We start from the raw sequence: 20737 nt of genomic DNA on the forward strand, positions 1-20737 counted from the left end.
CCGGGTGACGCAGGCGCTGCCGGTCAAGCAGGCGGGAACGCTTCAGGCGCGCTTTGCCTTGCAGGAAGGGCAGACCTGGTACGTCCGGCTGGGGGACTGGCCGGTGGGGGGATCAGCCCTGGGCCTCCTGGGGCTCGCGTGTGCCCGGTGGAGGGTGAAGAGGACGCCCCGCTGATTTCAGAGGATGAGCTGGCCCTCGATCAGCCACCATCCCTGGGCCGCGCCCAGGCTGAGACTCTGCAAGACCCGGTCGTCGTTCCCGGCCGGGTCGGACACCGTGTCCCCGGCCTGGGGTGGGGTGCCCGGTTCGTCCAGCACCACTTCCACCATCAAGCCGTCCACCTTGCTGGGCACACCAGGAAACAGAGCTGAGATGGGAGCCATCATGCAGGTGGGCGCGGTGTGCCGGTGGGTGCCCGGGTGGCCCCCGCACCACGCAGGAGCGCCGTGCCCAGCCCCAGGTACGCGAGGCTCAGCACCGGCGCGAGGAACGGTTCTAGGTCCGCGATCCCCAGCGGTTTGGTGGCGATCACCACGCCCGCGAGCACCGCCGTCACCAGGAACCACGTGCCCAAGATGGCGTTTTGTCGCAGGCGCAGCAGCAGACCCCCACTCACACCCAACCACACGCCGAGGAGCAGGTCCGACCCCAGGCGCAGGTGGAGGGCCAGGTCGCCGACCATCCGCCCCATGACCTGCACCGCGTCCCGCGTCTCCCCGGAGGTCTGCACGTAGCTCTGCGCCAGGATGGGCGACGCGGCGGCCAGCACGAGCGGGGCGGCCAGCCCGAAGACCATGCCACCCAGCCCGGCCACGCCCGCGACGCGGGAGACACCTCGGGCCCCATATCGCAGCCGGTCATGCAGCGCCAGCGGTGCGGGCAGCAGGGCCAGGGTGGAGAGCAGGGTCAGCCACCACAGGCCGGTGTAGGCGCGGGCGTGCTCGGCCACCCAGGGCAGCAGCCGCGCCTGATCGTCGAACATCTCAACGTCCAGCCCGGCCTGGGCCAGGACGCCATACACGTAAACCAGGGAGAGCAGGAACAGCAGACCCGCCAGCAGGGCGCCAGCGCCTCCCAGCCGGGCCAGCCGCTGATCCTCGACCTCGGATGGGGCCCGCCCGCCGTCCGGGGGGCCAGGCGGGAAGGTTCCGCGCGCAGGCCCCGTCATGCGGGCACCACGCCGCGGGTGCGGCGCGCCCGAACCCACTCGCTGAGCAGCAGGAGCAGCACCCCCCCGACCACCCAGACGTCCGCGAGGTTGAACACCGGGAAGTCGCCCTGTCCCAGGGCGCGGGTGACCGCCGACAGCGCCGGTGAGGCCAGCATGTCCGTCACGCGCCCGGCGCTCAGGCCGTCGAGGGCGTTGCCGAGGGCCCCCCCGGCGATCAGGCTGAGCGCGAGGGCCTGCCCGGTGGGCCGGGGGCGCCGCAGCAGGAAGACGACCAGGCCCAGCCCCACCGCCCCACGCACCAGGGCGAGGGGCAGGGCGGCGCCGGACAGCAGGCTCCACGCCGCGCCGGTGTTGTAGGTCAGGGTCAGGTCGAGGACGCCGGGGAGCCAGGGCCGCACCTCCCCGGGCAACTCCGCGCGAGCCCAGCTTTTGAGGGCGAGGTCGAGGACGATGCACAGGGTGATCAGCGCGAGGAGGGCGAGACGGGGCATACCTGACTGTAGCAATGTCGGAAGCAAGTCTGTACAGAAGTACAGGTGTAGGCGCGAGAGGAGTTCGCCCCGAGGGAGGAGGGCAGATCGTTTCATTGTCGTTAACGGAGAAGCCGTGGTGCTGGGGTAGAGGGATCGCGCCAGCAGCGGCACGGAAGAAACGCCAAGGCGCTCTCAACCTCCTCTCCTGTCCCCATTTGAACGTCCAGGAGAGAACAACCTCACGGCCGACCGCTGATGGCGATGAGCGTGGTGCCCTCCTCCCGGGTGGCGAGGTACTGCACTACGTCGCTTTCCCAGCTCAAGAAGGCCGAGTAGTTGCTCGGCAACGGGTCATTAAGTTGCCAGTAGCCCGCCCGCTTGAACGGATCGAGCAGGGCCTTCGGTTGCCAGCCGGACAGCCGGTACTGCTCGATGCGGGCAAGCCCCTGGCGAACCTCCTGCCGGTAGGCCCGGCTGTAGGTCGGACACTCCGGCGTCAGACCGCTTGGCAGCGGCGCCAGGCCGTTCCACAGCGTGCCCGGCCGCTCGATGCAGTACACCTCGCCCTGCCATCGGCGCTCTACCGTGAACCCAGCCCCACGCCCAGGACCGCCAGCCCGGCCACCGCAGCGGCGAGCACGAGCCGTCCAGCCTTCCAGGAACGCCGAAGCGTCCACGTCACCGCATCACCTGCCGCACGTCCGCCACCACCCGGTCCACGTCGTTGAGCTGGGTATAGGCCCGGCTCGTCAGGCGCGGGAGGCCAGGTGGTCGCTCATGGGCTGCACGGCACAGGAGTCGAGTTCAGGTGCAATCAAAAGACCTTTACACGGACCTAACAGCCCCTGCCTAAGCTTCCGGCGGAGGGTCTCCCCCATGCCTATACCCACATCCGCTGTCTCTTCCGTTCGTCCTCCTCCCAGCCGGGTATCCCGGTGACGCCCTCACCGTCTCGCCGTGGGAGGTCCGGCTTCTGGCTGGGCGCCCTCCTTGTGCTGGCGGCAGTCCTGGGTGCGGCCTGGCTGGCCAACTCGATGTCGGACCGCGGCCTGATCACCACTCCTGCGATGGACCCCAGTCTGCCTCCCATGCCCGGTATGGATCACGAGACGATGCCCGGTATGAGAGGTGGCGCGGCCCCCTCAGCACCCTGAACCTTGGCGCGGGCAGAGGACCGCCCACGTCCTGCCCGGCTCGCCCCAGAAGGAAGCCGTTCCTGGTGTACTCTCCCCCTTCTTCCCTGGCAGCGATTGCCAGCCATCCTGCCGGGCGAGCCTCACCGCGTTTCACGCTTTGATGGGCGGGTGGAGCCAGTCAACTTCCTACGGCTTGCCTGCTCCCCAAACGCTGGCGACCAGTCCTGTGGGGAGCAAGAGGCGCTCTTGGCCACCATGACCCTGCGCCCGAGCAACGGGCCGACCGAGGACGTCGTGAGTAAGATCAAGCGAGCATCAGATCCGTAGGCGACCCGGTGCATGCAATGAGCGGAAGAACGGCAAAAGCGGGGCAGGTCCAGGAACAAGAAGGGCGGCCGAGGAGTCCTCGGCCGCCCGGGTTCCGAGAACGCTCGCCTCAGGAGGAAGCCGGGTTCAGCGTGTCGGCGAGCCGAACCAGCAGTTCCTCGGCCCGATCGTACCCGGGGCGCAAGTACACGGTGGCGGACGTCGTCCAGTCCTGCACCGCGGCCACCTCCTGATCGTTCTCGCGCAGCTTCAAGTGGGGGTACACGCCGTACTCGACATAGCACCCGAACTCGGCCGCTACCTCCTCAAGCTGCTGGGTGTTTTCTTCGGTCCACGTGAGCACGTAAGGCAAGGCGAAGCACGGCTTCCCGCAGCTGCCTCCCAGACCCACCAGGGGAAAGCCAGCGACTGACTGCGTATCCTGCCGCACCCGGGTGCGTTCCAGGAAGGCGGGGCGGTTGCGCGAGACGTCACGGTGAGGAAGCTTCTGGGCGGCGATCCAGGGTCCAACAGTCAGTTTGGTCATGGGAAAACTCCTGTGAGGAAAAGTGTAGGCGCCCACTTGATCACAGTCAGACGCGGGCATCGAGCAGCGGCCGCTGGGGAGCCACGGAAACCGGCTGCGGGCGAACGGGTGGCTTGAACCCGCGTAATCTCAGGGCGTTGGTCAGCACGAAGACGCTGGAAAAGCCCATCGCGGCGGCGGCGAGCACCGGGCTGAGCAGCCAACCGAAGGCCGGGTACAGCACGCCCGCCGCGACCGGAATCAACACGATGTTGTACGCGAAGGCCCAGAACAGGTTGAGCTTGATGTTCCGCAGGGTGGCACGTGAGAGCGCGTAGGCATTGGGCACGCCGCGCAGGTCGCCCGACATCAGGATCACGTCGGCGGTCTCGACGGCCACGTCGGTGCCGGTGCCGATGGCGAGGCCCACATCGGCCTGGGCGAGGGCGGGCGCGTCGTTGATGCCGTCTCCCACGAAAGCCACCTTCTGCCCCTTGGCCTGCAACGCCTTCACGGCGTCACTCTTCCCGCTGGGCAGCACCTCGGCGAGCACCTCGTCGATGCCGAGCTGGCGGGCGATAGCGTTCGCGGTCCGGGCATTGTCCCCGGTGATCATGGCGACCTTGAGGCCCTGGCGGTGCAGCACCTGAACCGCCTCGGGGCTGCCCTCCTTGATCGGGTCGGCCACGGCGATCACGGCGGCGAGTTGACTGTCAATGGCCGCGTACAGCGGACTCTTGCCCTCGTCTCCGAGCCGTTCGGCCTGCGCGGCGAACTCGCCCACGTTCAGCCCGAGCCTGTGCATGTAGCGGTCGGCGCCGACCTGCACCAGGCGGCCTTCCACGCGCGCCTCCAGGCCGTAGCCGGGCACCGCCTCGAAGCTCTCCAGGGGGAGGATGGCCATGCCCTCCCTCTTCGCCGCGTCCACGATGGCCCGGGCGATGGGGTGTTCGCTCTGCTCTTCGGCGGCCGCGACCAGCTTCAGCACCTCGGTCCGGTCGAAGCCGGGGGCGGTCACCAGGTCCGTCAGTTCCGGCTTGCCCTTGGTCAGGGTGCCGGTCTTGTCCACGGCGACCACGTTCACGCCCTGGAGGCCCTCCAGCGCCGTGCCGCTGCGAAACAGCACGCCCAGTTCCGCCGCTTTGCCGGTGCCCACCATGATGCTGGTCGGCGTGGCGAGCCCCATCGCGCAGGGGCAGGCGATGATCAGCACCGCGACGGTCGTGACCAGGGCGAACGAGAGGGCGGTGCTCCCGCCGAGCAGCATCCAGATCAGAAAGGTCAGGGCGGCGATGCCGATGACGACCGGGACGAAGACCGAGACGACCCGGTCCGCGAGGCCCTGGATGGGGGGCTTGCTGCCCTGGGCGCTCTCCACCAGCTTGATGATCTGCGCGAGAGCCGTATCCGCCCCGATCCGGGTCGCCTTGAACTGAAAGGCGCCGTTCTGGTTAATGGTGCCGCCGACGACCGCCGCGCCGGTCTGCTTGGCGACGGGGATCGGTTCGCCGGTAATCATGCTCTCGTCCACGAAGGAGTTGCCCAGGGTGACCTCGCCGTCGACGGGGATCTTATCGCCGGGACGGACGGAGATCAGGTCGCCGATCAGCACCTCGTCGGTGGGCAGCTCGAGTTCCTGGCCGCCCCGGACCACCCGCGCCGTTTTCGCCTGGAGGCTCAGCAGCTTCTTCATCGCCTCGCTGCTTCGTCCCTTGGCGATGGCCTCGAAGTACTTGCCCAGCAGGATCAGGGTGATCACAACGGCGGCCGCCTCGTAGTACACGTGCGCGGTGCCTTCGGGAAAGACCTGCGGCGCGAGCGTGACGACCAACGAGTAGAAGAAGGCCGCCGAGGTGCCGATCATCACCAGGGAGTTCATGTCGGGGGAGCGGTTTTTCAGCGCCTTCCAGCCCAGGCGGTAGAAGCGCATCCCGGGGCCGAACTGCACAGGCACGGCGAGGGCGAGCATGACCCAGTTCAGGGTGGTCATGACCCCGTGTCCGAAAGTTCCCATTAGCCAGTCGTTCACAGCGGGCACGAGCATCGGGACCATCGCCAGGATGGCCAGGGGAATGGCGAAGATGGCGCTGAAGGTCACGGCCCGGCGCAGCGACCGGACTTCCTGCTCGCGGGCCTCACGTTCTTGGTCGCTGCGGTCCGCTCCCGCCCCGGTGTCCAGGACTTCGTACCCCGCGGCGGTCACCACGGCCTTGAGCTGGCCCACGCTCACGGCCGACGGCAGGTAACGGACGGAAGCGCGCTCGGTGGCCAGGTTCACGGTGGCGTCCAGGACGCCGTCGACTTTGCGCAGGGCGCGCTCGACCCGGCCCACGCAACTCGCGCAGGTCATGCCCTGAATGCTCAGGTCAGCCTCGCCCACCAGCGGCTCGTAACCAATATCCTTGACCTTCGCGAGGAGGGCCTGCGGGTCCGTCTGCTGCGGGTCGTAGGTGACGGTGGCGCGCTCGGTGGCCAGATTCACGGTGGCGGTCTCGACACCCGTCACCTTCTTCAGGCCCCGCTCGACGCGCCCCACGCAACTGGCACAGGTCATGCCCTGCACGCCCAGCTCCACTGTTTTGCTCATGGCTTCTCCTATCCCCCTCCAGGGGGTATAACAGAAGCATACGTCAGGAACCCCCCGGTGACAACCCTTCCTGTCGGCACTATAGGCAAAATCCGCCGACCAATGCAGTGTTATATGCTTGACATCCCCCCCTCCAGGGTTTAGGCTTGACCCATGACCACCGAACTGACTGTCAACGGAATGACCTGCGGCCACTGCGAGACGGCCGTCAAGAACGCGCTCAAGAGTGTTCCCGGCGTGCAGGACGTCCGCGTGGACCTGCAAGGCGGCACGGCCAGCGTCCAGGGAGAGGCGGATCCTCAGGCCCTCATCGCCGCCGTCACGGAAGAAGGCTACGGCGCCCAGGTCCGCGGCTAAAGTGACGGCCGCGAAAGCTGATCCCGCTGCCTGCCACACGGCGGCGCCGGGCCACCTGTGCATGCCCGAGGACGCCCGCAAACGCGCGGCGCGGCGGCTGAAGATTGCCCGGGGTCACCTGGACAGCATCGTCACCATGCTGGACAAGGATGACGCGTACTGTGTCGACGTGCTCCGGCAGCTCAAAGCCGTGCAAGGGGCGCTGTCCGGGGCAGGCGAGGTCGTGCTGCGGGGTCACCTGGAAGCCCACGTCGCCACCGCCTCCACGCGCGGGGACAGCGTCGAGATCGTCGAAGAATTGATGGAAGCGCTTAAGTATACCTGAGCGCCAGAGCGTCACGGCAGCGGTCTACCTTCCTGGTAGACCGCTGTTTGGATTCCACCCCAGGGGGAGCCTGAGGAGCCCCTCCACGTGAAGGCCGTCAGGTCGTTTCAAGTGTATTTCAGGGCGTGCATCAGCTCGTTCACGATTTCCGAGGTGTCACCCCTGGACTCCGCAGTGGCCACGTGGGCTTCCAGGTGGCCCCGCAAGACCACCTCACCGGTCCCGGCCAGGGCGCCCTGCACAGCCTTGAGCTGTTTGAGGACATCCACGCAGTACACGTTCGGGTCTTCCAACATCCTCTGAATGCTTTCCAGGTGGCCGTGGGCGATGGCGAGGCGCCGCCGGGCCGCCTTGCGGCTGGACTCGGGCATGCACAAGGTGTGTTCCCCATGCAGGCAAAGGCTGTCTTTCGTGGTGGGGGTCATCGGCTGGCCGCCAGGCCCAGGCAAGGGACGGCGCCCGCAGCACAGGGGGTCAGGTGACCTTGGAGACGGCCCTGCCCGAAAAACCGGTCGCGTCTCACAGCAGAGCCTCCAGTCGAAAAGGATTCATGTGCCGGAAGGCCTCGGCCAGCGTGGCCCCGCTGTGGCTCAGCAGACCGTGACTCAGGGCGTCGGCCTTGTTCATTTCCAGATGCAGGGCCCGTCCGAGTTCCAGGTCGTCGTCGCTCACCTCCCCGCCTGGAACGATGTGCTGGAGGGCGCCTGCGTCCAGCCGGGTACGCAGCATCTGTGCCGTGAAGCGCATCTGACTCTCCAGAACGTTCATGGCCTGTTGTTTGAGGGCGAACGTGCTGCCAATCTCCACCACGCAGTTGGGGTGCAGGGGCGTCATGAAGTACACGGAGGGAATCAGGTGTGGGGGGTGCCCGCCGCATTCCTCCTGTCGCCAGCTGCGGCCCGCGATGGCCGCAGCCTCGAGGTAGAGCAGCATCGCCACACGGCGGTCCGGATCCAGATCCTGGTACGAATGTTCCGGTTCCTGCGTGATCAGGATGTCCGGGCGAAGTTCGCGCAACAAGCTCACCAGGGAGATCTTGGACGGCAGGTCCAGGCTCACCTCCCCGGCGGTGAAGTCCAGAAACTGGACCGATGAAACGCCCAGGACGCGCGCAGCGGCCTCAATACCGGCCCGCGACTCGGGGCGGGCCAGCGTCACCGCAGCATGCACGGTGTCTCCGGCGGCCACGTGTTTGGCCAGGGTTCCGCCCACTTCCACGATCTCGAGACCGAAGGTGGCCAGCATCAGAATGGTTCTGGGCATGAGGCTCCTTTACTGACGCTGTTGAAGGCGGGGAAACAACGCCGCTTCGACGGCACGGCCCGTCAGGGCGAAACCGAGCACCGCCATGGAGATCAGCACACCGGGAGGCACGACCCACCATGGCCACGAACCATTGAGAAACGCTCCACGGATCTGCGCGTAGTACAGCACGGTCCCCCAGCTTTTGCGGATCGGGTCGCCCAGGCCCAGGAAGGCCAGGGACGCCTCGATCAGGATGCTGCTGGACGCGGCCAGAATGAACTGCGAGACGGCAATGGGCAGGACGCCCGGCAGCACGTGTTTCCAGAGGATGTGCAGGTTCGACGCGCCGAGTGCCTGCGCCCCCTCGACGTACGTCAGGTTCCGGATACCCAGGGCGCTGGAGCGGATGACGCGGGCGGGACGTGCCCAGATCAGCAGCGAAATGGCGATGATCAGGTTTCCGGCGCTCGCGCCGAAAAAGGCGGCCAGGACGATCATCAACGGAATGAACGGCAGCACCAGCACGACATCGACCAGGCGCATGAGTGTCGCGTCGGTACGGCCTCCCAGAAAGCCCGCGATGACCCCCACCAGGGTGCCGATCACGATGGCGAGCGCCGCTGCGGTAAAGCCGATGCTGAGCGACACGCGCGTGCCGACGATCAACTCCGACAGGATGTCCTGCCCGATGTCGTTGGTTCCCAGCCAGTGCGCGGCACTGGGCGCGGAGAACGGTGCGCCGGTTTGCGCGGCCGCGTCGTAGGGGGCGATCCAGGGACCCGCACCCGCGAGGAACAGCAAGAACAGCAGCAGGGCCAGCCCGGTTCGGCCCATCCAGGTGGAGAGCAGCATCGACACGGCAGCTCTCAGGCCAGCGGCGGGCGGTGGATCGGCGCGTGAGGTCAGGACAGGCGCCGAAGAACTAGCCACGTTGCACCCGGACACGGGGATCGAGCAGCGGGTAGACCAGGTCAGCCAGAATGTTCCCCGCAAGAATGGAGAGGGTGACCATCAGGAAAGCTCCCTGTAACAGCGGGTAATCGCGGTTGCTGGCCGCCTCGAACAGCATCCGTCCGAGACCAGGGAAGGCGAAGACCGTCTCAATCACGACGGCCCCCCCCACCAGGGTCCCGAGATTCAACATGAACACCGTGAACACCGGCATGGACGCGTTCCGAAGTGCGTGCTTGTACAGCACCTGGCGTTCGCTGACGCCTTTGGCACGGGCCGTGCGGATGTAATCCTCGCCCAGCACCGACAGCATCGCGTACCGCATCACCAGGAACGTCCCGGACAAGCTCACCAGCGTGAGGGTCACGACTGGCAACACCAGGTGCCGGGCGATGTCCATGACATTGGCCCAACCCGTCAGACTCGACCAGGGCGTCCGCGCGCCGAAGACCGGGAACAGCGGCCACTGCACGGCAAAAAAAGCGACGAGCATCATGCCCAGCCAAAAGGAGGGCACGGAGTCGAGCAAGATCGAGGACGTGAGGGTGGCGTGGTCCAGCCAGCCGTTGCGGCGCCAGGCGGCCAGCGCCCCGACGATCACGCCGAAGACGGTCGAGAGCAGGAGCGCCGAGCCGGTAAGCAGCAGGGTCCACGGCAGCCGTTCCAGCAGCATGGTCAAGACGGGCTTGTTCGCCTGATACGAGTAGCCCAGGTCCCCGCGCGCGAGCGACCCCACGTACTTCCCGTACTGCACCATCAGCGGCTGATCGAGGCCCGTGCGGGCGAGCAACGCCTGGCGGTCTTCGGCGGGCAACAGGGCCACGTCCTCGCCCGCGAGAAACTGCAAGGGAGAACCGGGCATGGCACGCGGCAGGAAGAAGTTGAGGGACACCGCGGCGATCAACACGAGAACGTACTGTCCAACCCGCTCCAGCATGACGTCCCCTTACCTCAAGAACGAACGCTTGTTGATGATGCCCTGCCCCTTCTGGAACTTCCAGCCGTCGTACGCATTCGCGTCAAAGGCGTACACCGTGTCGGGGTACCACAGCGTCAGGAACGGCAGGTCCTTGGCAATGATCTCCTGAACGCGTGCGGCGAGCGTCTCGCGGGCATTGGCATCCACCGTCGTCAGCATGCGCGTGGTCAAGGTGTCCACCGTCTTGTTCCGGTACCCACCGACGTTCAAGGTGCCGATCACGGGGTTCGAGTGGAACAGTCCCGCCAGGTTGAGCTGCGATTGAACGGGCGCCGACCAGCCCCACATGGCCACGTCGAAATTGCGGCCTTTCGCGACATCGAAATCGGGCCACAGCGCCTGCTGAACCGTCGTGGGATCCAGCGACTTGATGGTGAGCCGGATGCCCGTCGGGCGCAGCTGCGAGGCGATGATCTCCGCCGCGCGAATCCGCTGCGGGTTGTTGGAGGCGACCAGAAAGGTCAGGTCCAGGGGTTTGCCATCTCTTCCCATCCGGACCCCGGCGCGGTTGAGCTTGAAGCCGAGGGTATCCAGCGCCCTGTTCGCCTGCGCCAGCGTCATTTTCGGGTAGGCCGGGGCCGCTTTGCTGAAGAAGGGACTGTCTGGATGCACGAAGCCTGCGGTGCCGGGAGTGCCGTTGCCCAGGAGGATCGTTTCGACCAGCGCCTTGTTGTTGACCAGTCCGGCAACCACCCGCCGGAACCCCACGTTGTTAAATGGCGCGGTGGTGGTGTTGAACTGCAAGAGCGTACTCGTGTAGCTGGGGCCCCGCAGGGTCTTCAGGCGGGCGTTCCCGGCGAACCGTTGAATGAGTTCCGGCGGCACTTCACGCGCGGCGGCGTTGATCTGCCCGGCCTGGAGCGCCTGGAACATGGAGGTTGGGTCCGGAATGACCGCCAGGACCACCTCATCGGCACCGGGCTTGGCGGCGAAGTAATCCGCATTCTCCGTTAAACGGTAGGACTGGTCGGTCTTGTGGTCGACGAGTTTGTAAGGTCCGGAGCCGATGACGTTCTTGAATGTCTTCGGAGCGGTGACGCTCTCCCAGATGTGTCTGGGCAGGATGGGCGCGTCCGCGAGAGGCTGGAGGAGGAAATTGGCGCCCGGCTGCTCGAGGGTGATGATCACCGTGCGTGCGTCCGGGGTGCGGATGCTGGTGATGGGGCGCACCGCCGAGGCGAAGCGGCCCACGACCGGGTACTTCTTGTAGTACTCGAAGCTGAACTTGACATCCGCGCTGGTCAGCGGTCGACCATCGTGCCACTTGACGCCGTCTTTTAACTTCAGCGTCCAGACCTTCCCGTCCTTCACCGAGTACGACTCGACCAGCCACGGCCGGGGCACGTCGTTAAGGTCATTGACGAACAACGTGTCGTACACCAGGCTCATCAGGTTGTATCCGGGGTAGCCGGTGACGTACGTGAACGGCGAGAGTTCGCCCTCGTCCTGAGGAATCGCCAGCACGATGCGCTTCCCGGTGTGTCCAGCATGCGCGGTGGTCGTGAGGGCAACTGCCAGGGCAGCAGTGAGAAAGCGGGCAACTGGGCTCCGTCTCATAGGTGACCTCCCACACCGGTTTTCCACCGGTGGTCATGCGAGCACGACGAATGGTGTGACACAACCTGCCCCGGACACGCGCTGAGCATGCCAGACCTTAAATTCAATCCCCCCGGGTGGGTATCACCATAATCCTCATCGCTGGGGAATGCAAGCGATCACCCAGTTGGAAAAATACAGTGCAGGACGACAAGCGTCAGTCAGCCCGCTGCGCTAGGCAGGCTCGCGAGCGATCGCATGCTGGACCCCCCCCCTACCTGAGAGCACGAAACGACGCCCTGCACGTTGATCTGATCCCCTACGAGGGGAAGGGGAATTTTATGAGTTCCAAATATGCCAGCCAACCAGCGATGCCGACGGCCGCTATCCCGCAGATATTCGTGGTCAGCACGGCCTCACCACAGGTGGTTCAGCGATGGTGGCCCGCTCTGGAGCCGCTGTCTATTTCGGCCAGAGACGGTTCATCCACCCGGCCGGGTCCGTGCCCTCACCACGCACCCGCATCTCGAGGTGCAGGTGCGCCCCGGTACTGAGCCCGGTGCTGCCGACCTCCCCGACCTTCTGCCCGCGCGTAACCTGCTGCCCGACTTTGACCGTCACTGCACGCTGATGGAAGTACAGGCTGGTCACTCCCGCTCCGTGATCAATCACGACCAGGCCCCCGCGCACCGGGTACATACCCGCCACGACGACCGTCCCGGCATTGACGGCCGTCACGGGAGTCCCTGCGGGCGCCAGGTAATCCGTGCCGTAGTGGTACCCGACTGGCCCGCCAGCCACATACGTCCGCGGCTGCCCGAACGCGCTGCTTTGCGCCTGCACCTTCGCCGCCGGTTGAAAGGGCTGCGACCACGCCTGGGCGGTCCGCCGGGCGTATGCCTGCTCGACCGCGGCGTCCTCCGCCTTCCGGGCCGGGTCTTCAAGCTTGCTCGCGACGCTGCGCGGCAGGTTCAGCCGTTGGAGAGGCTGCGCCAGCCCGGTGATGGGAATCCAGCCCCCCACCACTTCCTCACCCACCTGAACTTCATACTCCAGGGGCGTGCTTTTGCCGAGAACGGCGCGCCCCAGCACCAGGTACTCGCTTCCCACGGCGACGGGGCTCAAGCGCTCACCGGGCAGGCGGACGTCCTCACCCACTTCGCTGGGGAAACGCACAGTCGCCTGCCCGGCCCTGGGGCCACTCAGGCGCAGGACGAACGCGTCGCCCATCCGCAGCGTCACGGGCGCGCTGACTGTCACCCCACTGATCCGGGAGGACAGGTCGGCCGGAGTGGTCGGCGCGGAAGCAGCGGTCCCCACGACCGGGCCCTCGCCCGGCAGCTGAAGGACCTGGCCGACCTCGAGGCCCGTGCCGGTCAAACCGTTCAGCCGCACGAGTTCCGTGACGGTCGTGCCGTGGGCCTGCGCGAGACGGTACAGGGTATCGCCCGGTCTGACGGTGTAAGCGTCAGCGGTGCCTGCCAGAAGCGCGGCCACCAGGAGCAGGCCGCGGCACGAACGAGCAATGGCGCGGGTAGACAGCCGCTGCAGGGGAATGACGGTGTGGTTCATGTTGGTTCCTGACTGCGGGACGCCGCACGGCACCTGCCGCATCAAAGGCTTTTCTTGAAAAATTCCACGGACCGTTTGAGCGCCACACCCAGATTCCGGCTGAGATTGTGGTCGTCTCCCGGGTAGGTGAAGAGGGTGTGGGGCTGCCCGGCGGTCTTGAGTCCACTTGCGAGCGCCTGCGAGAACGAGACAGGGACGTGCGTGTCCCCCGTGCCGTGATGCAGTTGCACGGGGCGCCCCCCAAGGTCCGCGAGAAAGGAGTTGGGAGAAATCGCCCGGTACAGGGCAGGGCTTTGGGCGGGCGTGCCGTACTTCGCGAGCATCTGCGCGCGCGGGTCCGTGCTGGCCGCACCGCTCCCCCAGCGGGGCAAATCTTTGAAAATCAGGTCGTACGGACCGACGACGCCCGCCCAGATGTTGCCGGCCTTGATCTGCGGGTTGATGACCATGGCGCGCAGGGTGATGTGCCCGCCCATCGAGTGGCCCCACATGCCGATCCGCGCGGGGTTCACGCTCCCCAGCTTCCGCAGGGACGAGAAGGCGTTCAGGACGTCGGTGGTGTACTCGGGGGACCAGTACGCCGTCCCTGCTGGCCTGCCCTGGGAATTCCCGTGGCCGCGGTAGTCGGGCTTCAGGACGACGAACCCGGCGCGCGCGAACGCGTCCACGTACGCGACGTACCGCTCCGTGGTGCGGTACTGCTGGGGGGGAATGTAGCCGTGGTTGAACACGATGGCTGGCCAGCCGCCTTTAGGCGGTGTCCCGCTGGGCACGGTCAGCAGCGCCTCAATGCGCAACCCTTCCGACTGGTACGACACGACACGCCGGGCGTAGGTTGCGCCGGGCGAGAGCGTCTGCCGGGTCGTCAGGGTGCTGCCGGGGTACGAGCGGGCCCGCATGCGCTCGATCGACAGGGGCTCTTTGCTGTATGGCTGGGCCTGCGCCAGGGCGGCGCCACTCAGGCAGGCGAGGAGCAGGGTGAACCGGAGCAGGTCAGGCATGCTTGTTGGACCTTTCGCGTGAGTCGTCATGGACGGGGGGCCATCACGTACGCCATACCACCCGCGTGGTTCAGCCACAACCGCTCGAAGACGGCGCGCGGGTAGGTGCGCTTGACGCCAGCGTCGTTCTTGGCCGCGGGGTCATTCACGACCGGATTGCCCTGGGCGTCGAATCCGGTGAGGACCAGCAGGTGTCCGTTCGACCACGAGAGGGGGCCTCCGGGCAGCTCGCCCGCCTTGAAGCGGAGGCTGAGCGCCAGCGGAAGGCCGCGCTGAAGGTACGCTTCGGCGTCCCGCAGACTGCCCAGGCGCGTCACCATGGCCTGCAACCCCTGCGTGGCCGCGTACGCCGTGTTGAACGGCCAGTTGCCGAAACCGTCGTACGTCCGGTCGTACGTGGCCTTGGCCGCGTCCGGCACGCGGACGGGCCGCTTCCAGAACCCCAGGATCATGCTGACGCTCGTCGGACTGCACCAGATGGGCCCGCCGTTCGGGTAGATCATCTGGGAAAGGCCCGGCACCATCAGCACCTTGTTCCAGGCGCCCGGCTGGCCCGCCGCTCCCTGACCGCGGAACCGCAGGGCGGTGTCCGCCGTGTTGAAGGACAGCAGCTGTGCGCTCAGGCCGGAACCGAGCGTCGCCCGGTACTGGAAGGCCGTGGCGCGGAACGGCAACGTCAGCGTGTCGGTGTTGACCGTCCCGTCTGCCGTGCGGATAACGCGGGCGCTCGCCCGGGTCCCGGCCGCACTCCACGTTCCGAACCCGAAATACGGTGTCCAGCGGCCATCCGGTCGCCGCACCCGGACCTCCACGGTGACGGCACTGGAGGCCGGGCCGGTGACATTCCAGCTGGGAATCAGCTCGTTGAACGGGGCGACGTCCACGACCGGGCCTTCCAGACGGCCCCCGCGGCTTGGCGGGAGGGGAAGCCAGCTGGCCGGAACGCTCGTCTGCGCCTGAGCCGCCTGAATCAGGGGCGAGGGCTTACCGAAGCTGGTCTGCTGCGCGTAAGGTGCCGCCGCAGCCACTGGAGCGAGGAACAGGGTGCCGAGCAGGAGGGTCCGGGAAAACTTCACGCGTTTCAGGGTATCGGCGGAATGTTGCCGTTGTGTTAAGCCCGCCGGGCGGTGCCATGCACTTGAGGGTTGCTCTTCATTGGCGTCCACATGACCCCTGCCACAAGGGCGTTCTCAGGGAATCTTTACAGGAGCCTGACACTGTGAAGACCACGGCCGCGGTGCATCCGGCTCACGTGGTCGGGCGGCGGCGACTGGGGTTCCGACGCTTCTGCCTCGTGCGCCCCTTCAGGAGGAAGGCTGACCGACGCCCGCTGGCCCGTTCGCCCACCTTTCCGATCCTACGGAGGCCCACCATGACGCAACACATTCAGGACATGCTGCAAACCCACCCTCAGCCTCAAACCTTGTTCGATCAGGGCACTTTGGCGGAGTGTATCGCCGCTTGTTTCGACTGTGCGCAGGTGTGTACCGCCTGCGCTGACGCCTGCCTGGGTGAGCGCGAGCACCTGATGCACTTGGTGAGCTGTATCCGCCTCAATCTCGACTGCGCCGACATCTGTGGCACGACTGGCCGGATTCTCTCGCGGCTCACCCAGTCCAACCCAGGCGTCATGCGCGCTCAGCTTCAGGCGTGCCTCGCGGCCTGTCAGGCGTGCGGCCAGGAGTGTGAAATGCACGCCCGCGAGATGAACATGCAGCACTGTGCCGTCTGCGCCGAAAGTTGCCGCCGCTGTGAGCAAGCCTGCCAGCAGCTCCTGGGGAGCCTGAGCGCCTGAACCCACTGATTCCGGGCTGGCAGTGCTCGCCTTGTCGGTCGGCTTCGCTCAGCCCGGTGCCACCGAGCCCGCACGGTTCAGCAACTTGGTCTGCTGAACCGCAACTGTTTCCTGGGAGCCACGCCCTCATCATGGTGTGAGGGCGTGGCATCTACTTGATGTTCAGGAACGCGAGGAGCGCTTTGGAAATGGCTCCGGCAAGACGCTGCCGGTACACGGGCTGCGCGAGCTTCGGACCTTCGACCGGGTGTGAGCCGAACCCCAGCTCGATCAGGACGGCGGGCGTCGTGGGATTACTGATCACATAGAACGCGTCCGTGCGGACGCCGCGGCTCACGGCACCTGTCGCGCGGATCAGGTTGGACTGCACCTGCTGCGCGAGCTGCCGGGAGAAGGACAGCTTCGCCTGCGCGAGCAGGTCTCCCAGCATGCCCTGAGCGCTGTTGGTCATGCTGCGGGTGAGGGCCTCGCCAACCGCGCCGCCGCCGTTCTCGAAGACAGCCGTGCTGCGTCCCTGCCCGGCCAGCGGCTGCCCGAAGTAAAACGTCTCGATGCCCTGCACCCCCGGGCCGGACGCGTTGGTGTGGATGCGGACAAACGCACTGACCGTGCCGGTGGTGGCCAGCCGTGAGCGCAGGTCCAGGTCAGTGCGTTTGTCCGCATTGAGATGCCGGTCGGAACTGCGGGTCATCACCACGTCCACTCCGCGTTTGACCAGTTCCTGGCGGACCAGCAACGACACCGCGAGGTTGACGTCCGCCTCGCGCACCCAGGCGCTGGCCATACCGGAATCGTTCCCCCCATGCCCAGGATCCAGGACCACACGTGGTCGGGCCGCCTGACGGCTAACGGGCCGGGTGACCACCGCCGTGGGGGATGCCGCCGGGCGGGCGGGCACGCGGGCGGCCGCGGTACCGGTCGGAACGTCGATCACCAGCCTGGCGGGTTGGCCACTCGTTGCTGGCAGCACGCTAGCCTTCGCCTGCGCATGTCCCTTGGCCAACGTGAGGGTCACCATGCGGCCCGTGACGGCATACCCGGTGATGCCCAGCGCGTTCAGGGAACCCTGTTCCGCCGGGAGGGACAGCCCCAGGCTCACGGTCGCGGTTTGTCCGGAGACCTTCATGCTGGCGGTGGTGGTCTTGGGCAGCGTGAACACCACGCGGGTGAAGCCGGCGTGCGTGCCCACCCGGGGGACGGCGACGGCTGAAGTGCCCAGCAGGACGGTCAGGCCGGAAACGAGCAGGGGAAGACGCACCCGCGCAGTGTAGGACGTCTCTCCTCTGCGCCTATTGGGGAGGAGGCCGCAATCCGGCCAGGGTGACTACGGCGGCAGCGAGCTTTCAGGCAATCGATGGCTGACCCTGACGCTCTCCCCTGGGCACCTGGAGGGAGATCCTGGGGCTGGGTCCGCTGGCCCTGAAGGTGCCCGGTTCGGCCGCCCGCCACCTGGGGGCCGTCTCCGTAGCGCAGGCCGCCTTCCCAGGAGCGTTCTGATCACTCACTCCCCTGTCGGTGACGCCAAGCCTGCTGGTCTGGGACTGGGGGACCGAGCGCCTTGGGAGGTAGACCAGGGCCGGTATGCTGGCCCGCATGGTCCGCCTGAAGCTCCTTGTGATGGTGCCTCACCCTGACGATGAGACCTTCGGTTCTGGCGGCACTCTGCTGTCATTCTTGGCACGCGACGAACCTTGCGGCGTGGTCACCCTCACCCTGGGCGATGCGGGGAAAACCCTGGGCCTGTGCGACACGAGGCAGGAACTCGCTGAACTCCGCCGCGCGGAGCTAAAGGCCTGCCTCCAGGCCCTGGGCCTGCTGACGCATCCGGGCAGCGTCCATGAGCAGCAGCACTATCCAGATGGGCAGGTGGCGGCACACCTGCCTGAAGTCACCGATGTGGTGCGTGACGCCCTGAGGCGGTATCAGCCGGAGATTGTGCTGACCTTCCCACCTGATGGCCTGAACGGGCACCCGGATCACGTGGCGACGCATCAGGCGGTGAAAACAGCCTGGGAGGAGCGGCCTGCTGGCACCCGGCCCACGCTCTGGTACTACGCCCTGAACCGTGAGTGGTTGGACACCCCTTCACCCCTGCATCTGCCGCCGAACCGCGTTCACGATGTCTCGGCGTTCATCACACAGAAGCTGCGGGCCATGGGCTGTCACCGTTCACAGGGGCTGACCCTGGCAAACACCCTGCGCCGCTTCCCAGAACGGGTGACACACGAGCCCTTCCATGAGATCACGCGTTCTGATTAACGCTCAGAAGCTGGGGCCGTTGCCGCCCTTCCTGCCCACCCGATTGTGCCGCCGGAGTGAGTGCAGGCGACCGCTCCACCCATCTGCCAGGCCAGCAGCGGGGGCGGGCAACGGCTGATCAGGTCATGTGCCTGCGGTGCGTGACCCAGACTGCGGCCAGCACCAGCAGCGACAGCAGCCCACCCAACAGGAATGCCCGGTCCGGGAAGCGTGTGCCGAGGAAACCCGCGACCGGATACGCGAAGGCCCACCACAGGTGACTCCATGCGAAATGCGCGCCGTACACCCGGCCCTGCGCGGCCTCGTCGGTCCGTTCGGCTAGCAGGGTCTCCGTCGGCAGATTTACCCAGTTCTGCCCCACGCCAGCCAGCAGCCAGAACACCATCAGCCCCCCCAGGGGCAGCAGGTCTCCCGGCAGGATCGCCGCGGAGGTGATCAACGCACCCAGCGCGATAAACCGCGTCAGGGGAATGCGCTTCCCGGCCGCCCCGACGGCCAGGGACGCCAGGGTCGCCCCCAGGCCATAGGCGGCCATCACCCAGCCGTACGGCGCGTCGCCCAACTGGAGACCGCCCTGAATCCGGGCCACGGTCACGGTGAGGATCAGCGCGCCAGCAATGGCCGCGACCAGTTCCATCAGGAGCGCGAACCGGACCGGCGGGTCCCGCCAGAGCCGCGCCGTCCCGTCACGCACGTCGTCGAGCTTGCTGCGCTGCACCTCGCCGCGCTCGGCCCGCAATGCTGGCAAGGTGAGAATCAGCAGGCCCGCCAGCAGAAACGAGGCGGCGTCCACCACAAAGAGAGCCCGTGCGCCCACCCCCGCGGCGAGCAGACCCGCCAGACCCGGGCCGAGGATCCCGAGCAGTTCCGTGGTTGCGCTGGACAGCGCGAAGGCCGGGCGGGCCTCGCCGCGCCCCACCACCAGGGGAACGGTCGCCTGGTTGACGGGAGTGAAAAACGCCGTGAGGGCATTGAGCAAAAACATCAGCAGGTACACCTGCCACACCGCCGCGGCAAACACCATCAGGCCGATCACGACCATCCGCCCGAAATGGCAGGCAGCGAGCATCGTGCGGCGGTTCATCCGGTCAGCCAGGACGCCCGCCAGGGGGCTGAGCAGCACGAAGGCCGTCACACGCAGCGTCAGGGCAACGGCCAGGATGGCAGGCGCCTGGGCAGGTCCGGCGAGTTGGACGGCGAGCAGGGCGAGGCCCACCCAGGTCAGCGCGTCACCGATCTGGCTCACGGTCTGCGCGGCGTAGAGCCGGGCGAACAGGGGATTTCTCAGCGCGGCAAAGGTGGCGTATGCGTTCACTGCAGCCCTCTGGCAGGTGCCGCCGGGTGATCGGGGAGGCCGAGACGCGCGTGCTGCGCGTGGCTGAAGGCCTCCGTCAGCAGGTGGGTCAGGTGGGCGTCGGCAAGGCGGTAGTACACACGTGGGCCGTCACGCCGGGTCTGAACCAGCCGGGCGTGCCGCAGCGTCGCCAGGTGGCGGCTGACCGTGCTCTGCGGTTGCCGCAGGGTCTCGCTCAGGTCGGTGACCGTCCGCTCCGCGTCGGTCAGGGCCAGCAACAGGGTAAGGCGGGTGGAGTCTGCCAGTGCCTGAAACAGGCCGGTGACGTGCGCGAGGTCCACCGGGTCGGGGGGCATGGCCAGGGCATGGCGTCGCATATTTCATATTATTCGCTTATCCGCATAAGCGAAAGACGAGAGGACTGGCCTCCACGGTCTTCTGCGCCAGCGTCCTGATCGGAACTCTCTTTGCTGGCGGCGGCTTCACCGGTCTCCCGGCCTTCTTCCAGCGTCCCCCGTCCGCCGCTGGGTCCACCGCGACGACGACAAGTGCCGTCCTGCTGGGAGCGCTGGCGACACAGGCCACCGAGATTCTTCGGGATCAACCTGCCCAGGGGGATATGGAAAATTCAGGCCCTGATGTGCGTGTTCAAGGAAGCTTTCAGTTCGTATCCTTGACATCCCCCCGGGGAGGATATAGCGTTAGGCGAGGGGGAAGCGGTGAAGCATCGAGAACCGTCAACAACAGGTCTTGCGGTCCCAGGCACACGAATGCGGCCCAGACGCGGTTGGTCTGCCGGGGAGAGGGTTCTCTCCATGCGGACGAGTATCGGGCTCACGGTTGCCCGGACATTCATGTCCCTGATCCCCCGTCCTGGGGTCTCATGGCGAAAGTCCGGCTTTTTGTCCCGCCCACCCGGGATGCCAGCGCTTCACCCAGAACAGTGCAGCCGACCCTTTCCAGGAGCCACCATGCCCACCCCGACCCTCACCCTGTACACCACGCCCACCTGTCCGGACTGCCGCGCGCTCAAAGTCTGGCTCGACCGGCAGGGAATTCCCTACGACGAGCGGGACCTCACCGACCCCGCTGTCGCCACGGAGGCCAAAATCCGGTACGGCGTCCGCATCGCCCCCATCACGGTTCTCGGTGATCTGTTCTTCTTCGGCACGTTTGCCGACCAGCGACCACAGCTGCAACGGCTGCTCGCAGATGGTTGACAG

At 66.8% G+C, this 20737-nt stretch carries 22 protein-coding genes; 5 read left to right on the top strand and 17 right to left on the bottom strand.

All coding sequences use genetic code 11. The features are described from left to right. Nucleotides 1-177: 177 nt before the first annotated feature. The 6 genes from V3W47_RS07945 to V3W47_RS07970 form a co-directional block, all read right to left on the bottom strand. A complete protein-coding gene (locus tag V3W47_RS07945; RefSeq protein WP_184028067.1) occupies nt 178-354 on the bottom strand; it encodes a hypothetical protein in 177 nt (58 codons plus the stop codon). Between the two features lie 29 nt (nt 355-383). Further along, on the bottom strand, nt 384-1169 hold the full coding sequence (locus tag V3W47_RS07950) for a hypothetical protein (RefSeq protein WP_331824665.1): 786 nt from the start codon (nt 1167-1169) through the stop codon (nt 384-386). Beyond that, complete coding sequence (gene lspA / locus V3W47_RS07955; protein ID WP_442877211.1) at nt 1166-1678, bottom strand: signal peptidase II; 513 nt, start codon at nt 1676-1678, stop codon at nt 1166-1168. The genes V3W47_RS07950 and lspA overlap by 4 nt, the downstream gene beginning before the upstream one ends. A 206-nt stretch (nt 1679-1884) precedes the next feature. Further along, on the bottom strand, nt 1885-2205 hold the full coding sequence (locus tag V3W47_RS07960) for a hypothetical protein (RefSeq protein ID WP_331824667.1): 321 nt from the start codon (nt 2203-2205) through the stop codon (nt 1885-1887). A 1012-nt stretch (nt 2206-3217) separates the two neighbouring features. Further along, on the bottom strand, nt 3218-3634 hold the full coding sequence (locus V3W47_RS07965; RefSeq protein ID WP_331824668.1) for a hypothetical protein: 417 nt from the start codon (nt 3632-3634) through the stop codon (nt 3218-3220). Between the two features lie 46 nt (nt 3635-3680). Then, complete coding sequence (locus tag V3W47_RS07970; protein WP_331824669.1) at nt 3681-6200, bottom strand: heavy metal translocating P-type ATPase; 2520 nt, start codon at nt 6198-6200, stop codon at nt 3681-3683. Nucleotides 6201-6353: 153 nt separating this feature from the next. Here V3W47_RS07970 and V3W47_RS07975 point away from each other — a divergent pair, with 153 nt between their 5' ends. Both V3W47_RS07975 and V3W47_RS07980 read left to right on the top strand, forming a co-directional pair. Continuing rightward, on the top strand, nt 6354-6557 hold the full coding sequence (locus V3W47_RS07975; protein WP_331824670.1) for a CopZ family metallochaperone: 204 nt from the start codon (nt 6354-6356) through the stop codon (nt 6555-6557). 61 nt (nt 6558-6618) lie between these two features. Next, complete coding sequence (locus V3W47_RS07980) at nt 6619-6882, top strand: metal-sensitive transcriptional regulator (RefSeq protein ID WP_331824671.1); 264 nt, start codon at nt 6619-6621, stop codon at nt 6880-6882. A 107-nt stretch (nt 6883-6989) separates the two neighbouring features. On the opposite strand, the gene V3W47_RS07985 is transcribed toward V3W47_RS07980, so the two are convergent. The 8 genes from V3W47_RS07985 to V3W47_RS08020 form a co-directional block, all read right to left on the bottom strand. Then, nucleotides 6990-7307, bottom strand: a complete 318-nt coding sequence (locus V3W47_RS07985) for a metal-sensitive transcriptional regulator (protein WP_331824672.1) — start codon at nt 7305-7307, stop codon at nt 6990-6992. 94 nt (nt 7308-7401) lie between these two features. Beyond that, a complete protein-coding gene (locus tag V3W47_RS07990; protein WP_331824673.1) occupies nt 7402-8145 on the bottom strand; it encodes a PIG-L deacetylase family protein in 744 nt (247 codons plus the stop codon). 9 nt (nt 8146-8154) lie between these two features. Continuing rightward, nucleotides 8155-8979, bottom strand: a complete 825-nt coding sequence (locus V3W47_RS07995) for an ABC transporter permease (RefSeq protein WP_331824854.1) — start codon at nt 8977-8979, stop codon at nt 8155-8157. 70 nt (nt 8980-9049) lie between these two features. After that, complete coding sequence (locus tag V3W47_RS08000) at nt 9050-10015, bottom strand: ABC transporter permease (RefSeq protein ID WP_331824674.1); 966 nt, start codon at nt 10013-10015, stop codon at nt 9050-9052. A gap of 9 nt (nt 10016-10024) precedes the next feature. Next, nucleotides 10025-11521 (bottom strand): ABC transporter substrate-binding protein, encoded by a 1497-nt coding sequence (locus tag V3W47_RS08005; protein WP_331824675.1) that lies wholly within the window; start codon nt 11519-11521, stop codon nt 10025-10027. A 534-nt stretch (nt 11522-12055) separates the two neighbouring features. Next, nucleotides 12056-13165 (bottom strand): peptidoglycan DD-metalloendopeptidase family protein, encoded by a 1110-nt coding sequence (locus tag V3W47_RS08010; protein WP_331824676.1) that lies wholly within the window; start codon nt 13163-13165, stop codon nt 12056-12058. A gap of 41 nt (nt 13166-13206) precedes the next feature. After that, on the bottom strand, nt 13207-14064 hold the full coding sequence (locus tag V3W47_RS08015; protein ID WP_331824677.1) for an alpha/beta hydrolase family protein: 858 nt from the start codon (nt 14062-14064) through the stop codon (nt 13207-13209). A gap of 128 nt (nt 14065-14192) precedes the next feature. After that, nucleotides 14193-15242, bottom strand: coding sequence for a C39 family peptidase (locus V3W47_RS08020; protein ID WP_331824678.1), 1050 nt, complete (start codon nt 15240-15242; stop codon nt 14193-14195). Between the two features lie 296 nt (nt 15243-15538). Between V3W47_RS08020 and V3W47_RS08025 the strand changes: the two genes are divergently transcribed. Next, nucleotides 15539-15961 (top strand): four-helix bundle copper-binding protein, encoded by a 423-nt coding sequence (locus V3W47_RS08025; RefSeq protein WP_331824679.1) that lies wholly within the window; start codon nt 15539-15541, stop codon nt 15959-15961. A 151-nt stretch (nt 15962-16112) separates the two neighbouring features. Here the strand turns inward: V3W47_RS08025 and V3W47_RS08030 are convergent, their stop codons facing one another. After that, nucleotides 16113-17219 (bottom strand): N-acetylmuramoyl-L-alanine amidase family protein, encoded by a 1107-nt coding sequence (locus V3W47_RS08030; RefSeq protein WP_331824680.1) that lies wholly within the window; start codon nt 17217-17219, stop codon nt 16113-16115. Between the two features lie 335 nt (nt 17220-17554). On the opposite strand from V3W47_RS08030, the gene V3W47_RS08035 reads away from it, so the two are divergent. Continuing rightward, nucleotides 17555-18220, top strand: coding sequence for a PIG-L deacetylase family protein (locus tag V3W47_RS08035; RefSeq protein ID WP_331824681.1), 666 nt, complete (start codon nt 17555-17557; stop codon nt 18218-18220). Between the two features lie 118 nt (nt 18221-18338). Here the strand turns inward: V3W47_RS08035 and V3W47_RS08040 are convergent, their stop codons facing one another. Then, the gene (locus tag V3W47_RS08040; RefSeq protein WP_331824682.1) at nt 18339-19535 is read right to left on the bottom strand and encodes an MFS transporter; all 1197 of its coding nucleotides are present in this window, start codon (nt 19533-19535) and stop codon (nt 18339-18341) included. Next, nucleotides 19532-19891 carry an ArsR/SmtB family transcription factor gene (locus V3W47_RS08045; protein ID WP_331824683.1) on the bottom strand — a complete coding sequence of 120 codons (360 nt, stop codon included), beginning with the start codon at nt 19889-19891 and terminating at the stop codon, nt 19532-19534. Before V3W47_RS08045 ends, V3W47_RS08040 begins: the two co-directional genes overlap by 4 nt. Nucleotides 19892-20485: 594 nt before the next feature. On the opposite strand from V3W47_RS08045, the gene V3W47_RS08050 reads away from it, so the two are divergent. Then, the gene (locus tag V3W47_RS08050; protein WP_331824684.1) at nt 20486-20734 is read left to right on the top strand and encodes a glutaredoxin family protein; all 249 of its coding nucleotides are present in this window, start codon (nt 20486-20488) and stop codon (nt 20732-20734) included. Nucleotides 20735-20737 lie beyond the last annotated feature (3 nt).

The sequence above is a fragment of the Deinococcus sp. YIM 134068 genome, from assembly GCF_036543075.1.
Taxonomy (GTDB): domain Bacteria; phylum Deinococcota; class Deinococci; order Deinococcales; family Deinococcaceae; genus Deinococcus; species Deinococcus lichenicola.